Annotated in this window: 13 protein-coding genes; 11 read left to right on the top strand and 2 right to left on the bottom strand. The window is 66.6% G+C overall.

Going from position 1 to position 15,535, the window contains the following annotated elements; translation table 11 throughout:
- Nucleotides 1-24: 24 nt before the first annotated feature.
- The 11 genes from urtC (at nucleotide 25) to AABF56_RS00145 (ending at nucleotide 13,562) form a co-directional block, all read left to right on the top strand.
- Nucleotides 25-1,152, top strand: a complete 1,128-nt coding sequence (urtC, locus tag AABF56_RS00095; RefSeq protein ID WP_272804476.1) for an urea ABC transporter permease subunit UrtC — start codon at nucleotides 25-27, stop codon at nucleotides 1,150-1,152.
- Nucleotides 1,149-1,913: an urea ABC transporter ATP-binding protein UrtD gene (gene urtD, locus AABF56_RS00100; protein ID WP_272804477.1), complete on the top strand. Its 765-nt coding sequence runs from the start codon at nucleotides 1,149-1,151 to the stop codon at nucleotides 1,911-1,913. Before urtC ends, urtD begins: the two co-directional genes overlap by 4 nt.
- Nucleotides 1,906-2,601, top strand: a complete 696-nt coding sequence (gene urtE, locus AABF56_RS00105) for an urea ABC transporter ATP-binding subunit UrtE (protein ID WP_272804478.1) — start codon at nucleotides 1,906-1,908, stop codon at nucleotides 2,599-2,601. Before urtD ends, urtE begins: the two co-directional genes overlap by 8 nt.
- A gap of 11 nt (nucleotides 2,602-2,612) precedes the next feature.
- Nucleotides 2,613-3,647, top strand: a complete 1,035-nt coding sequence (locus AABF56_RS00110; protein ID WP_272804479.1) for an aliphatic amidase — start codon at nucleotides 2,613-2,615, stop codon at nucleotides 3,645-3,647.
- A 70-nt stretch (nucleotides 3,648-3,717) separates the two neighbouring features.
- Nucleotides 3,718-5,049 carry a purine-cytosine permease family protein gene (locus tag AABF56_RS00115; protein ID WP_272804480.1) on the top strand — a complete coding sequence of 444 codons (1,332 nt, stop codon included), beginning with the start codon at nucleotides 3,718-3,720 and terminating at the stop codon, nucleotides 5,047-5,049.
- A gap of 58 nt (nucleotides 5,050-5,107) precedes the next feature.
- Nucleotides 5,108-6,127, top strand: coding sequence for an alpha/beta fold hydrolase (locus tag AABF56_RS00120; RefSeq protein ID WP_272804481.1), 1,020 nt, complete (start codon nucleotides 5,108-5,110; stop codon nucleotides 6,125-6,127).
- 45 nt (nucleotides 6,128-6,172) lie between these two features.
- Complete coding sequence (locus AABF56_RS00125; RefSeq protein WP_272804482.1) at nucleotides 6,173-6,985, top strand: CbbQ/NirQ/NorQ/GpvN family protein; 813 nt, start codon at nucleotides 6,173-6,175, stop codon at nucleotides 6,983-6,985.
- Between the two features lie 25 nt (nucleotides 6,986-7,010).
- Nucleotides 7,011-9,200 (top strand): nitric oxide reductase activation protein NorD, encoded by a 2,190-nt coding sequence (locus AABF56_RS00130; protein ID WP_272804483.1) that lies wholly within the window; start codon nucleotides 7,011-7,013, stop codon nucleotides 9,198-9,200.
- 273 nt (nucleotides 9,201-9,473) lie between these two features.
- Nucleotides 9,474-10,130: an ABC transporter ATP-binding protein gene (locus AABF56_RS00135; RefSeq protein WP_272804484.1), complete on the top strand. Its 657-nt coding sequence runs from the start codon at nucleotides 9,474-9,476 to the stop codon at nucleotides 10,128-10,130.
- Entirely contained in the window at nucleotides 10,127-12,526 is a 2,400-nt protein-coding gene (locus AABF56_RS00140; protein WP_443021085.1) for an ABC transporter permease, read from the top strand. The genes AABF56_RS00135 and AABF56_RS00140 overlap by 4 nt, the downstream gene beginning before the upstream one ends.
- Nucleotides 12,516-13,562, top strand: coding sequence for a lipocalin-like domain-containing protein (locus AABF56_RS00145; RefSeq protein ID WP_272804485.1), 1,047 nt, complete (start codon nucleotides 12,516-12,518; stop codon nucleotides 13,560-13,562). Before AABF56_RS00140 ends, AABF56_RS00145 begins: the two co-directional genes overlap by 11 nt.
- Nucleotides 13,563-13,865: 303 nt before the next feature.
- Here the strand turns inward: AABF56_RS00145 and AABF56_RS00150 are convergent, their stop codons facing one another.
- Entirely contained in the window at nucleotides 13,866-14,408 is a 543-nt protein-coding gene (locus AABF56_RS00150; protein WP_272804486.1) for a hypothetical protein, read from the bottom strand.
- A 227-nt stretch (nucleotides 14,409-14,635) separates the two neighbouring features.
- Nucleotides 14,636-15,523 (bottom strand): PfkB family carbohydrate kinase, encoded by an 888-nt coding sequence (locus tag AABF56_RS00155; RefSeq protein WP_272804487.1) that lies wholly within the window; start codon nucleotides 15,521-15,523, stop codon nucleotides 14,636-14,638.
- Nucleotides 15,524-15,535 lie beyond the last annotated feature (12 nt).

The raw sequence follows: 15,535 nt of genomic DNA on the forward strand, positions 1-15,535 counted from the left end.
CCGCGTCAACGAGAGGTTCCGTCCTTGTCTGGAAAAGTCTCCCGCCAAATCCTCCTCTACGGCGTCGTCTGTCTGGCGATCCTCATCGTGCCCGTGCTGGTCGACGACGCCTTCCTGCTGAACAAATATGCCCGCTACCTGATCTTCGGCATGCTGGCGATCGCGCTCAGCCTGTCCTGGGGCTATGCCGGCATCCTCAATCTCGGCCAGGCGACGACCTTCGGCCTCGGCTCCTACTGCATGGCCATGTTCCTGAAGCTGAAGACGGTGCCGATCCACACCGGCAGCGACGGTCTTCCCGACTTCATGGTCTGGAACAATGTGACGGAACTGCCGTGGATATGGGTGCCGTTCCATTCCATGCCCTTCGCGCTTCTCGCCGGCATCCTCGTCCCGGCACTGTTCGCCGCGCTGCTCGGCTGGTTCATGTTCGGCGGGCGCATCGCCGGGGTCTATGCGGCGATCATCACGCTTGCCGCCATGGTGGTGGTCAACCTCATCATCATCGACCAGCAGAGCTACACCGGCGGCTTCAACGGCATCACCGATCTCGCGCGGTTCGAGATTTTCGGCCTGACCTTCGACGTCTACTCAGCCTCGACCTACTATCTCGTCGCGATCTGCCTCACGGTCACGCTGTTCCTCGCGCTCGCCGTTTCGCGCAGCAAGACCGGCCTCATCCTGCAGGCGGTGCGCGACCAGGAGGAGCGGGTGCGCTTCTTCGGTTATGACGTGGCGCTCTACAAGACCTTCGTCTTCGCGCTTTCGGCCGCCATCGCCGGCCTTGCGGGCATGCTCTACACGATCATCATGGAATTCGCCTCGCCGACCTTCCTCGGCGTGCCGCTCAGCCTTTCCATCGTGATCTGGGTCGCCGTCGGCGGCCGGCAGAGCCTTCTCGGCGCCATGCTGGGCGCGGTGCTCGTCACCGGCGTGCAGGGCGCACTGTCGGAAACCGAAGCCTTCCTCGAAACCTGGACCCTCGTCATGGGCGGCCTCTTCGTCCTCATCGTGCTGTTCATGCCGAAGGGGCTGGCGGGCGTCTTCGAAGCCCTCGTGCGTCGCTTCCCTAAGGCGGCGCGCAAGGGCGGCGCCCGCCATGCCACCGAGCAAACCTCCAAATCCCAACCCCATCTCGGAGGTGCGCTATGACGCCCGCACGCGAACAGCTCCTTGCGCTCAAACAGGTGACCGTGGCCTTTTCCGGTTTCATCGCTGTCGACCGGCTCGACTTCGAGGTGGCGTCGGGCGAGCTGCGCTGCCTGATCGGCCCGAACGGTGCCGGCAAATCGACGACGCTCGACCTGATCTGCGGCAAGTCCCGCATCACATCCGGGGAAATCGCCTTCCGCGGCGCTCCGATCCACGTTCTCAAGGAATTCCGGATCGCACGCACCGGCATCGGCCGCAAGTTCCAGGTGCCGAGCGTCTTCCGCGAGCTGACCGTCCGGGAAAACCTGGAGATCGGTTGCTCGCGCGATCCGGGCGTCTGGCGCAACCTGTTCCGGTTCTCCGGCGGGGTGGATACCGAGCGGCTGGAACGCCTCGCCGTCCTCGTCGGGCTGGAGGATCATCTCGAAACCCAGGCAGCGCAGCTTTCGCACGGCCAGACGCAATGGCTGGAGATCGCCCTCATCCTCGCCCAGGATCCGGCGCTCATCCTGATGGACGAGCCGACGGCCGGCATGACGGCGCACGAGACCAACATGACCGCCGAGCTCTTCAACCGGCTGCGCGGCAAGCACACGCTCGTCGTCGTCGAGCATGACATGGGCTTCGTGCGCGACATCGCCGAGACGATCTCGGTCATGCATCAGGGCAAGCTGCTGGCGCAGGGCACCGCCGACGAGGTTTCGCAGGATGCGAAGGTCCGCGAGGCCTATCTCGGCTCGGGAGGCATCGGCCATGCTTGAGCTTTCCGATGTCGACGGCTTCTACGGCCGCAGCCGAGCCCTCCAGTCCGTCTCGCTCTCGGTGCGGGAGGGGGAATTCCTGACGGTGCTCGGGCGCAACGGCGTCGGCAAGACGACGCTGCTGCGCACCATCCTCGGCCTCATGTCACGCTGCGCCGGCTCGATCCGGCTCGACGGGGCGGAGATCAACCAGCTCCCCACGCACGTGAGGGCACGTGCCGGGCTCGGCTACGTGCCGCAGGGGCGGGGCATCCTGCCGAGCTTCACCGTGCGCGAGAACCTTCTCATCGGCACCTTCGCGGCGGAGAAGCCGGCGCGCACGATCCCCGACCACATCTTCGACCTCTTCCCGATCCTCAAGGAATTCCTCGGCCGGCGCAGCGGCAACCTCTCCGGCGGCCAGCAGCAGCAGCTCGCCATCGCGCGGGCGCTCCTGTCGGAACCGAAGATCCTGCTCCTCGACGAGCCGACGGAGGGCATCCAGCCCAACATCGTCGAGCAGATCGAGGACGTGCTGATCGACCTCAACCGCAAGCACGGCCTCGCCGTGATCCTCGTCGAACAGAACATCAAATTCGCGCGGCGGGCCTCGCACCGCTTCGCGATCCTCAATCGCGGGAGCGTGGCCGTGTCCGACGACATCGGCGCGCTCAGCGATGAGCTCATCCAGAGCCACCTCGTCGTCTAAGGAGACTTGAAATGTACCATGGTGACATCAGCAGCAGCAAAGATACCGTCGGCGTTGCTGTCGTGAACTACAAGATGCCGCGGCTGCACACCAAGGCCGAAGTGCTGGAGAACGCCCGCAAGATCGCCGCGATGGTGGAGGGCATGAAGATCGGCCTGCCGGGCATGGATCTGGTCGTCTTCCCGGAATATTCGACCCACGGGATCATGTATGATTCCAGGGAGATGTACGAAACCGCCTCGCAGATACCGGGCGAGGAGACGGCGATCTTCGCCGAGGCTTGCCGCAAGGCCAATGTCTGGGGCGTCTTCTCGCTGACCGGCGAGCGCCACGAGGAGCACCCGAACAAGGCGCCCTACAACACGCTCATCCTCATGAACAACAAGGGCGAGATCGTCCAGAAATACCGCAAGATCATGCCTTGGGTGCCGATCGAGGGCTGGTATCCCGGCGACTGCACCTATGTCTCCGAGGGGCCGAAGGGCCTGAAGATCAGCCTCATCATCTGCGACGACGGCAACTATCCGGAAATCTGGCGCGACTGCGCCATGCGGGGCGCCGAGCTCATCATCCGCTGCCAGGGCTACATGTATCCGGCCAAGGAGCAGCAGGTGCAGATCTCCAAGTCGATGGCCTGGGCGAACAATGTCTATGTCGCGGTCGCCAATGCCGCCGGCTTCGACGGCGTCTATTCCTATTTCGGCCATTCCGCCATTATCGGCTTCGACGGGCGCACGCTCGGCGAATGCGGCACGGAGGAGAACGGCATCCAGTATGCCCAGCTCTCCGTCTCGGCCATCCGCGATGCCCGCCGCAACGGCCAGTCGCAGAACCACCTCTTCAAGCTCCTGCACCGCGGCTACACCGGCACGATCAATTCCGGCGACGGCGACCGCGGCGTCGCGGCCTGCCCTTACAACTTCTACGCCAGGTGGGTGAACGACCCGGACGGGACGCGCGAGATGGTCGAGGCCATGACCCGCGGCACGGTCGGCACGGACGAATGCCCGATAGACGGCATCCCGCACGCGGCCGCCCATCGCTGATGCCAACCGGGCCATCCGGTCCTGGGAACCGGATGGCCTTCCTCAACAGAAAGACATGAGGGGAACGAACATGTCTACACACTCCAAAGGGCCTGGCGATCCGTCGCCGCTCGATGCCGACCATGTGCTCGGCGAGGAATACGAACATGCGCCGGTGCCGCTTTCGGCCCGGCATAGCCTGTTTTCCATGGTGACGGTCTGGGCCGGCTTCCCGGCGATCATCACCGGTTCCATGACCGGCTCGATCCTCGTGCTGGGCATGGGCTTTTCCCGCGCACTCGCGGCGATGGTCATCGGCAACCTGATCATGTTCGCCTATGTCGGCGCGCTCGGGCTTTCGGCGACGCGGAGCGGCCGGAATTTCGCGCTGATCGCGTCGGAAGTCTTCGGCACGAAGGGATATGCGCTCGCCTCGGGCCTGCTCTCGACGCTGCTGCTCGGCTGGTTTGCGGTGCAGACGGGCATTACCGGCGCGCTCATCGCCAGCACCTACGAGATGAACTATGTCGCTATGACCATCGTGGCAGGCCTGCTCTACATCGCCATCACCTTCATCGGCGTGCGCGGCCTGCACCTGATCGGCCTCGTCTCGGTGCCGCTGTTCTTCGTGCTCGGCCTGTTCGTGGTGTTGCATTCGGCTTCGACCACCACCTTCGACGCGATCTGGAGCTATGCCGGCAACAACGGTGTCGCCACCATGTCGATGGGCGTCGGGCTGACGGTGGTCATCGCCCTCTTCATCGATGCCGGTACGGTCACCGCCGACTTCAACCGCTGGGCCCGGACCGGCAGCCATTCCCTCATCGCGACCTTCTCGGCCTTTCCGGTCTCCAACCTCGTCGCCATGCTGGTCGGTGGCATCCTGACGGCGGCCCTTGCCGTGCCGGATGCCAACCCGTTCGGGGCGGACAACATGTTCGGCTACATGAACACGCTGCAGATCGGCTGGCTGAGCGCGCTCGCCTTCCTGTTCCTCTACATCAACCTCGGCTCGGTCTGCTCGCATTGCCTCTACAATGCGGCGACGGGCTGGTCGCGCATCCTCGGCTCGAAGATGCGGCTGCTCGCCGTCGTGCTCGGCATCCTCGGCATCGTCATCGCCGCGGGCAATGTCTGGGCTTTCTTCATCCAGTGGCTGTCGCTGCTCGGCATCGTGGTCCCGCCCATCGGCATGATCCTGCTCGTCGAGGCCTACATCTTCAAAAGCGGCGGCGGGGCGGAGAAGGAATGGCGCTCGACGCCCTTCATCTCCTGGGCGATCGGCGCGGCGGTCGGCTTCATCGTCGAGTTCTATGCGCCGCAGCTTTCCACCGCGATCAGCGCGGGCATCGTCGCCGGCATCGCCCATTTCGCGCTCTCCTCGCTGAAGGATCGGCGGTCCGCGGTGGATGCATCCGTCTGAACACGGCGGCGCGCCTCGGCGCGCGCCGAACGCGCATTTTCAATGAAGGAAAACAGACATGACGCTCGATTACGAGATCTTCGAACTCGGCGATTTCGCCCTGCAGAACGGCGCGATCCTGCGCGAGGCCAAACTCGCCTACAAGACCTTCGGCACCCTCAATGCCGCGAAGGATAACGCCATCCTCTATCCGACCTGGTATTCCGGCCAGCACTACGACAACGAATGGCTGGTCGGCCCGGGCATGGCGCTCGATCCCGGCAGGTATTTCATCATCATCCCCAACATGTTCGGCAACGGCCTCTCCTCCTCGCCGAGCAACACGCCGGAGCCCTACAACGCCGCCCGCTTCCCGAAGGTGACGGCCTATGACAATGTCCGCGCCCAGCACCGGCTGGTGACGGAGCATCTGGGGATTTCGCATCTGCGCCTGGTGACGGGCTGGTCCATGGGCGGGCTCCAGACCTTCCATTGGGGCGCGATGTACCCCGGCATGATGGACCTGCTCGCGCCCTTCTGCGGTTCGGCGAAATGCTCGCGCCACAACTTCGTCTTCCTCGAAGGCGTCAAGGCGGCCCTGACGGCGGACGGGTCCTTCCAGGACGGCTGGTACAAGGAGAAGCCGCACAAGGGCCTGCGCGCCGCCGCCCGCGTCTATGCCGGCTGGGGCTTTTCGCAATCCTTCTACCGCGAGGAGCTCGACCTGAAGGCGCTGGGCTACGCCTCGCTGGAGGACTTTCTCGTCTCCTTCTGGGAGGGCTTCTTCCTGCCGAAGGATCCGAACAACCTGCTTGCCATGCTCTGGACCTGGCAGAACGGCGACATCTCTGCAAACGAACTCTACAACGGTGACTACAAGGCCGCGCTCAACGCCATCAAGGCGAAGGCCTATGTCATGCCCGGCAGAACCGACCTCTACTTCCCGCCGGAGGACAGCGAGAACGAGGTTGCGAACATGCCGAATGCGACCTACGTGCCGATCCCCTCGATCTGGGGGCACTTTGCCGGCGGGCCGGGCACCAACCCCGTCGACGTCAAGTTCCTGGACGACAAACTGAAGGAGCTGCTGGCGTCCTGAAATCCCCCGCGCCGCGATGGCCGGGAGCATCGCGGCGCCAACTCCATGAGGTCTATCGTGACGAACCTGGATGCCTATCGCATTTCCAGCGAACCTTTCTATCGGCCGGTCGAAAGCGAGATCGCGCTGTTTACGGCCGCGCACAAGAGCCGCATGCCCGTCATGCTGAAGGGGCCGACCGGCTGCGGCAAGACGCGCTTCGTCGAGCACATGGCCTGGCGGCTGGGCAAGCCGCTGATCACCGTCTCCTGCCATGAGGACATGACCGCCTCCGACCTCGTCGGCCGCTACCTGCTCGATACGGACGGCACGGTCTGGCACGACGGACCGCTGACCCTTGCCGTGCGCGAGGGGGCCATCTGCTATCTCGACGAGATCGTCGAGGCGCGTCAGGACACGACCGTCGTCATCCATTCCCTGACCGACGACCGGCGTATCCTGCCGCTCGAGAAGAAGAACGAGGTGGTGCGGGCGCATCCGGATTTCCAGGTCGTCATTTCCTACAATCCCGGTTACCAGAGCGTGCTCAAGGACCTGAAGGAATCGACCAAGCAGCGCTTCGGCGCCATTGCCTTCGGCTATCCGTCGCCGGATATCGAGGCGGAGATCGTCGCCCGGGAGGCGGGCATCGAGCGGCGCACGGCGGAGACCCTGGTGCGCATCGCCGAGCGGTCGCGCAACCTCAAGGGGCAGGGCCTCGAAGAGGGAGCCTCCACGCGCATGCTCATCAATGCCGGGCTGCTCGTTGCCGCCGGCATTGCCATCGAGGCGGCCTGCCAGGTGGCGATGGTCGTGCCGATCACCGATGACCCTGATCTGCGCGATGCGCTTTCCGGCGCCATCGCCGCCTGCCTTTGAACGTTTCATGCAGGAGGCGGCAACCATGAATGCGCCCGATGGATTTCCGCCCGAATGGCGGGAGCGCTGGCATGTCGCGCATGGCCGCATCGACCGGGCCGGTTACGGCGACCTCGTCGCCGATGCCTATCGCCGCGCCGGCCCCGCCGTGGCCGCGCTTGCCGGCCCGGCTTTTGCCGTTCGCCTCGCCTCGGCGGTATCGCAGGTCGCGATCCGCTCGGGCCGGCTGGCCGCAAGCCGCGTGCCGCAGGCGGCGCTTGTCGCATCGCGCCATTTCGATGAGGCGGCGATGAACGCCTGGGCGGCGGCGATTGAGGATGTCGCACGCCGGGCGCCGGAGGCCGCGCTTCCCCTTCTGGAAAACACCGGCCGGCTCCTTGAGGCATTGGATGCGCCGGATTTCGTCGCCTTCGTGCGCATGGGCCTGCATATCGGCGCCAAGGACGTGGCGCGCCGGCGCGCTTTCTTCGCATTGGAAAGCGGCGAGGCGATCCGCCTGGTCGAGGGGCGCGGGGCGGGAGGCGGCCTTGCCGAATGGCGCCATGGCCTCGGCCTTTACCTCAAGGCTCTCTGGGGCATGGCGCCGCCGATTGCCGAAGCGCCGCCGGATGCGCCGGAACAGATGCGGCGCAGGCCCGGTTTCGGTGGTGGCGGCGTGCGCCTGCCGGCCGCCTTCGCCGGCTTCGAGGATGGCGAGGCGAAGCTGCTCTACCGTGCCGCCGTCGCGCATATCGGCGCGCATCATCGCTTCACGCGGGCAAAATTTCCCGCCGCCGGGCTGAAGCCGCTGCAGATTGCCCTCGTTTCCCTCATCGAGGACGCGCGTGTCGAAAGGCTCGCCGCCCGGACGATGCCCGGCCTTGCCACCCTCTGGCGACGCTTCCATGTCGCCCGGCCGGAAGGCCCGCCCATCGCGATCGCCCTGATGGCGCGGCTTGCGCGGGCGCTGGCGGATCCGGACTATGCCGATCCGCATGGCTGGGTGGAGAAGGGGCGGACACTCTTCGCCGAGGCCGTCCGCGAAAATATCGGCGACCAGCAGCTCAGCCGGCGCATCGGCGGGCTGCTCGGCAACGATATCGGCCAGATGCGCCTGCAGTTCGACGCCAGGACCTATGTGGTTCAGCCGGCCTATCGCGACGACAATATCGGCATCTGGGATTTCGGCCCGGACGACAGCCAGGCGCCGGTCGAGATCGAGGCCATGCTCGAAGGCGCGCGGATCGAGCAGCAGGCCGGCGACGATGGCCGCCGCGAGGAGGGCGAGGATGGCGAGACCGCGGCCGGGCGGCTGGCCGAGGCGCAGGACGAGGATGGCCTGCTCGTTGCCCGCTACCCGGAATACGACCATGTCACCGGCCGCTACCGGCCGGAATGGTGCCGGGTGCGCGAAATGCCGGGCCAGATCGGTCCGCCCCGTGTCGCATCGGCCTTGAGCGAGGCGCGGTCCGACCTCGTCGACCGGCTTTCGACGCTCATCAGGGCCTCGCGGATCAGCCGCCAGCAGCGGGTCCGCGGCCAGACCGAAGGGGAGTTCCTCGACATGGACGCGAGCATCGCCGCCATGATCGCGCGGCGGGCGGGCGAGGTGCCGGATACGCGGGTCTACGGCCGCTACGAGCGGCGTTCGCGCGACATGTCGGTGCTCGTGCTGATCGATTCATCTCGCTCCACGACGGAGAGGGTGCGCGGTTCGCAAGGCTCCGTGCTGGAGATGGAGCGGTTGTCGACGGCGCTGCTCGCCCGCGCGATGGCGGATGTCGGCGATCCCTTCGCCATCGCCGCCTTCTGCTCCAATGGGCGGGAGGACGTGCGCTACATGCGCATCAAGGATTTCGGCCGGCCCTTCGACCGCTTCGCCATCGCCCGCCTCGCAGGGCTCACGGGCGACTATTCGACCCGGCTCGGCGCGGTTATCCGCCACGCCGGCAGCGATCTTCGCCGGCAGCGCAGCTACCGCAGGCTGCTCCTCATCGTCACGGACGGCGAACCCTCCGACATCGATGTCGACGACCGGCGCTATCTGGTGGAGGATGCCCGCATGGCGGTGCACGAACTCGGCCGCGAGGGGATAGACACCTTCTGCGTGGCGCTGGATTCGGACGCGGATTCCTATCCGCAGCGCATTTTCGGGCCGCGCGGCGCGATATGCATCGATTCGATCGACCGGCTCGACACGCTGCTGCCCGCGCTCTACCTGAGGCTGCGGGCCTAGAGCATTTCCAGCCGAAGCGAAGCCGCTTCGGCGTTGGATAATGCGGAAATGCTTTAGCGGGCCGGCCGGCAGGGTGTTTCCGGCGGTCCGAAAGTTCGGCGGGAAAGAGCCGTGATTGGCGCCGGGTCCTTGAGGAGTATGCCTGTCGCTCGAAATTCGGATCGTTGCGGCCAACGATCCGACGCGATGCGGCCGGCCGTCGCTTGCATGCCTTGTCGACGGATCTTGCGACTTGGCCTTTTTACTTTCCGCCGCATGCGATAGCTGTGTTGCATGCTGCTTTCGATCGAGGACCTGCGGAAATCCTATTTAGGCCCGGAAGGCCCGGTGCCCGTGCTGCGCGGCGTGACCCTCTCGCTCCAGGCGGGCGAGACGCTAGCGCTGACCGGCGAATCCGGTTCGGGCAAGAGCACGCTGTTGCACCTCGTGGCGGGACTGGACGCCGCAGACGGCGGGCGCGTTCTGCTCGACGGGCAGGAGGTCACGAGGCTCGACGACAGCGGGCGCGCGCGACTGAGGCGAAGCGTGGTGGGCATCGTCTTCCAGCAGTTCAACCTCATCCCCTCTCTGGACGTCGCCGCCAACATCGCCTTCCAGGCGCGCCTGAACGACACGCCGGAACCGCGGGCGCTTTCCCGGCTGGCCGACGCGCTGGGCCTGGAGCCGCACCTGCGGAAATATCCGGAGCAACTGTCCGGCGGCCAGCAGCAGCGCGTGGCGATCGCCCGGGCGCTCGCGGCGCGGCCGAAGCTGATCCTGGCGGACGAACCGACCGGCAACCTCGACGAGGCGACCGCGGACGAGGTGATGGAGCAGTTCCTCATGCTCGTGGCGGAAACCGGCGCTGCGCTCCTGATGGTCACGCACTCCCCGCGCCTTGCCGCGCGGCTCGGACGGCAGGCGCATCTCAGCCAGGGCCGCCTCCTGTGACCGGCGCGATCCTTTCGGCACTGGCGTCGCACTGGCGACGCAACCGGCTCCAGTTGATGACGCTGGTGCTCGGCCTCGCGCTGGCGACGGCGCTGTGGTCGGGGGTGCAGGCGATCAACGCCGAGGCGCGCGCGAGCTATGACGCAGCCGCCGCGACGCTGGCCGAAGGCCGGTTCGACCAGCTCCTGCCGCCCGAGGGGGATGCCATGCCGCAGGCGCTTTTCGTCGCGCTGCGCCGCGCCGGCTGGCTGGTCAGCCCGGTGGTGGAGGGCAGGTTGCGCGTGGGCGGGACGGCCGTGCGGCTGGTCGGCGTCGATCCGCTGACCGCGCCGCCGGGTTCGGCGGCGCGCGCGGCACTGGCGCGCGCCGACCTCGACCGTCTCGTGCGCGCCGACACGCTGGTCGCCGGGCCGCAGACGGCCGCGCTCCTTGCGGCGAACCTGTCCAACCCGGTCCTGGTCGATCAGGCGGTCGCACCGGGCACCGTGCTTGCCGACATCGGCGTTGCCCAGAAGCTGCTCGGCCGCGCGGGGCGCATCAGCCGCCTCATCGTCCTGCCGGACCAGCCGCTGCGGCAACGGCCGCTGGCCGAGATCGCGCCGGACCTGCTGCTCCAGCGCGCCGACGGTGCGACCGATGTCGGCCGGCTCACCGACAGCTTCCACCTCAATCTCACGGCCTTCGGCTTGCTCAGCTTCGCGGTCGGCATCTTCATCGTCCACGGGGCGATCGGCCTCGCATTCGAGCAGCGGCGCGGCATGGTTCGCACCCTGCGCGCGCTCGGCGTGCCGCTGCGCCGCCTGATCGTCCTGATGGTGCTGGAGCTTGTGGTGCTGGCGACGATTGCCGGCGCGCTCGGCATCGTGCTCGGCTATCTCATCGCGGCGCTCCTGCTGCCGGACGTTGCCGCCACGATACGGGGCCTTTACAGCGCCGACGTCGCCGGCACGCTGCAGATCCGTCCGGCATGGTGGCTTTCGGGAATGGCCATGGCGCTCGGCGGCGCCTTGCTCGCCTCGGCGAGCGCGTTGTGGCGGCTGGCGCGGATGCCGGTCCTGGCGGGTGCCGGCGGACGCGCCTGGGCGCTGGCCTCGGGGCGGACGCGCAAGCTGCAGGCCGCGGCGGCAGCCCTGCTGCTCGCGGTGGCAGGCGTTCTGGCCGTCACCGGGACTGGGCTCGCCGCCGGCTTCGCGCTGCTCGCCTGCCTGATGCTCGGCGCGGCCCTTGCGCTGGCGCCGTGCCTGGGGGCGATCCTGCGCCTTGGCGAAGCACGGGCAGCCCGCGCCATGGCGCAATGGTTCTGGGCGGACACCCGCCAGCAACTGCCCGGCCTCGGGCTTGCGCTGATGGCGCTGCTGCTCGCCATGGCCGCGAATATCGGCGTTTCAACCATGGTCTCGAGCTTTCGCCTGACCTTCGTCGGCTTCCTCGACCAGCGCCTGTCCGCCGAGCTCTACGTCGATGCGGAGGCTGTGGCGGACCGGGCAGGCCTGGAGCGTTTCCTGGAGGCGCGCTCCGACGCGGTGTTGCCGATCATGTCGGTCGATGCGACGCTCGCCGGGTTGCGGGCGGAGATCTTCGGCGCGCGCATCGGCTACACCTATCGTGAGAACTGGCGCTTCCTTGACGCCGTCCCGGCCGTCTGGGACGAGGTCGAAGCGGGCAGGGCCGTCATCATCAACGAGCAGCTTGCCCGCCGCGCCGGACTGAGCGTGGGCGATGCGCTCGCGCTTGGCCCCGGACTGTCGATGCCGGTCGCGGGCGTCGTAGGCGACTATGGAAACCCGATCGGCCAGGCCATCGTCGGCGAGGCGCTGTTCCGCCAGGCCTTCCCCGGCGTCGTGCCGCGGCGCTACGGCGTGCGCACCGACGACCCGCAGGGCCTGCGCCAGGCGCTCGTGGAGGCGTTCGACTTTCCCCCGGCGCGCATCGTCGACCAGGCGGCGCTCAAGGCGTTCTCGCTGTCGGTCTTCGAGCGCACCTTCTCGGTGACCGGGGCGCTGAACGTGCTGACGCTGGCGGTTGCGGCGTTCGCGATCCTGATGAGCCTGCTCACGCTGGCGGCGATGCGGCTGCCGCAGATGGCGCCCGTCTGGGCGATGGGAACGACCCAGCGCCGTCTCGCCGGCATGGAGATCCTGCGCACGGTGCTGCTCGCCGCGCTCACCGCGGTGCTGGCCTTGCCGCTGGGCCTGGTGCTCGCCTGGGTGCTGCTCGCCATCGTCAATGTCGAGGCGTTCGGCTGGCGCCTGCCGATGTACCTGTTTCCAGCCGAATACACCCGCCTGATGCTCTTCGCGCTCGGCGCCGCGCTTTCCGCCGCGCTCTGGCCGGCCTGGCGGCTGGCGCGCATGGAGCCTGCCGCGCTGCTGAGGATCTTCGCCAATGAACGTTAGGGCCCTGCTCTTTCTGCTGCTGGGTGTCGGCAACGCCTTCGCCCAGGGTTTTGCCGGGCTCGGCACCGACGCCGAGGGCTTCGCCGTGCCGGAGCGGGGCAGGCAGCTCGCGTTCCCGCAGGATCACGGAGCCCATCCGGACTACCGGATCGAGTGGTGGTACGTCACCGCGAACCTCACCGGGCCGGACGGTGCGGACTACGGCCTGCAATGGACGCTTTTCCGCTCGGCGCTCGCGCCGGGCGAGGGCGCGGCATGGGAGAGCCCGCAGGTGTGGTTCGGCCATGCCGCCGTCACCAGCGCCGCCGTGCACCGCGCCACGGAGCGTTTCGCGCGCGGCGGCACAGGCCAGGCGGGCGTGACGGCCGAGCCCTTCGCGGCCTGGATCGACGACTGGCAGATGGCGGGCGACAGCCTGGACCGCCTGCGGCTCACGGCGACGGGCAAGGATTTCGCCTACGATGTCGCCATGCGTGCGGAAGGCCCGATCGTGCTGCACGGCGAGCAGGGCTATTCGGTGAAATCGGCGAAAGGGCAGGCGAGCCACTACTATTCCCAGCCCTTCTTTGCTGTGGAGGGAACGATCACCCTGCCGGAAGGCGAAATCCCGGTGCGCGGCACGGCGTGGCTCGATCGCGAATGGTCGTCGCAGCCGCTGGCGGAGGAACAGTCCGGCTGGGACTGGTTCTCGCTCTCCTTCGACGCAGGCGAGAAGCTGATGGGTTTCCGCCTGCGCGATGCCGCTGGCGGCGACTTCACCTCCGCCACGTGGATCGCGGCGGACGGTACGGCGACGCCCTATGGCGACGGCAGGCTCGTCGCGACCCCGGTGGAGACGAGCCGGGTGAAGGGGCAAGACATCCCGACGCGCTGGCGGCTCACCCTGCCCGACCGTCGGCTCGACGTCACTGTCGGCGCGCTCAACACGCAGGCCTGGATGGATCTCGGCATTTCCTACTGGGAAGGTCCCGTGCGCGTGGCCGGCAGCCATCCCGGCAAGGGCTATCTGGAGATGACGGGTTATGGGCAGCGATAAGCATGACCCACGGCCGGCCTCGGTTGCCGCGCGGTGGCGATCCCCGGCCCGTTCCAATATCCGGCGCGTTGGTGGGAAAGATGGATGAATGGTGGCGAGCAGAAGCGGTTGCAAGGTTGCCTTGAGGCCGGCTCCTGCCAAATTCACCGAATCGCGGCTCGCGTCGCGACCCGAAAGGGCTGAGATTTGGTGGGAAGCGGGCAGGCGGCTTTCGCAAGCGACGTACTAAAAGCGGGCTTTTAACTGACCATCGCCATGTTCCTCTCCGAACCATTCGAGGCAGATAAAGTACAACGGCGGCCTTTAAGGCTGTGAACGGACGTTCAGAAGCTGCCTGATTTTAATGCCCATGTCGCTCGAATATTCAGCGATAAATGCCCCTGCGCACGACTTTTCATCCACATATAGGGCGCCGGGCGGATGTGGTAGATTCTTGGCGTATTCCACACGGTCGTTCATTGCGACAAGGCCGAGGATGTATCGACCGGGTGGCACGCTCTTGGCCGGTCCCCTTGTCGCCGGCGCCCAATATATGTCGGGCCTTGCCGCTACCGTTCCCTTGAGAACCTGCTCTACGTCGATGTTGAACCTGCCATAGAGTATCGACACATGATCCTTGGTACGCGCCTTCATCTTGGGGATCTTCTCCAGAATTTGCCGTACCCTGGCCGTGGCTGCGATATCGATGATTGCCTCATATCTCTGGACCTGACCGACGATGATGATGTCCGCCGTGATGAACTCTGAAGGAAAGAGCCTGATCGGTTCCGGGCAGGCAAGCGCCGACACATTCGCAACGAGCAAGGCTATTTTGACCAGAGCGATCATCTGTATGTGTTTCATCATCACTGCGTCCTGACCTTCTACGCCATCGCGAGCCTGACGGTAGGTACTTATCGCTTCTGGCGCGACGCAACCATCGCCAATCCTGATTCTAACGTCCGTTTTGAGAAGCGCCAGCGTGGTCCTTCCGACTGAAATGCGGCCGGCGTGGACCTATGCGCGTTGCCTGAGGCTGTCGGGTGGGCACACGGGTAGAGGGCTCCGGCCGGATCAGCATGGAACCGCGTCCGTCAGGCGTCTTCGGGCACTTTTGCCGGACGGGTGGTGCGGTAGATCTCCTCGAGGCTCATCATGTTCGAGAGATCGACGCTCATGGTGGCGGCATGGCCGAAGGCGCCGCGTATCAGGCAGGTCCGGGCCGCCGCTTCTGCCGCATCCTTCAGGATCGTTTCGGGATCCCGCTTGCCGAGCAGGCCGACGAGGACGTTGGCGATATAGGTGTCGCCGGCGCCGAGCGTGTCGATGGCGTCGACCGGTTGGGCCGGCGCCTCGAACACACCGGCTTCGCCGGCAAGGACGGCTCCGTCGATACCCCTGGTGACGAGGCTCCAGCGCGCACCGGCCGCTCGCGCGGCCTGCGCCAGCGCAAGGGCCTCCTCATGGCGCGTGCCTCCCGCGGAAAAGGCGAGGAGGAAGCAATGGGGCGCGACCTGGGCGATGCGCTCGGGATCGTGGACGGTTGCAAGATCGTAGGAAACCTTCGTCGCCGCCGCAAAGCGCGGCAGCCAGGCATCGACATGGCTCGACCGGCCGGTATGGACGGCATCGAAATCCGAAAGCCGCGCGAGGTCCGCCCGTAAAGGCGCGATGATCGACACGCCGAGATTGGCGCCGATGAACACCCGCTCGCCCTCCTGCGTCTCGATCACGCAATAGGCCGTCTGTCCCGGTTCCATCCGCAGCGAGGAAACGTCGACGCCTTCCTCGATCAGCGCCTGGCGGATCAGCTGCCCGGCGTCGTCGTCGCAGACTGCGCCCGCATAAGCCGTCTCGGCGCCGGCGCGGTGCGCGAAGACTGCATGGTTGACGCAGTTCCCGCCGGGGAACATCAGGTTCTGGTCGCGGTAGCAATCGACCACATTGTCACCAAAGGCGAGGATTCTGGTGCGGCGCGACATCGGGCAGGCATC

This window comes from Shinella sp. WSC3-e (assembly GCF_945994535.1).
Lineage (GTDB): Bacteria > Pseudomonadota > Alphaproteobacteria > Rhizobiales > Rhizobiaceae > Shinella > Shinella yambaruensis.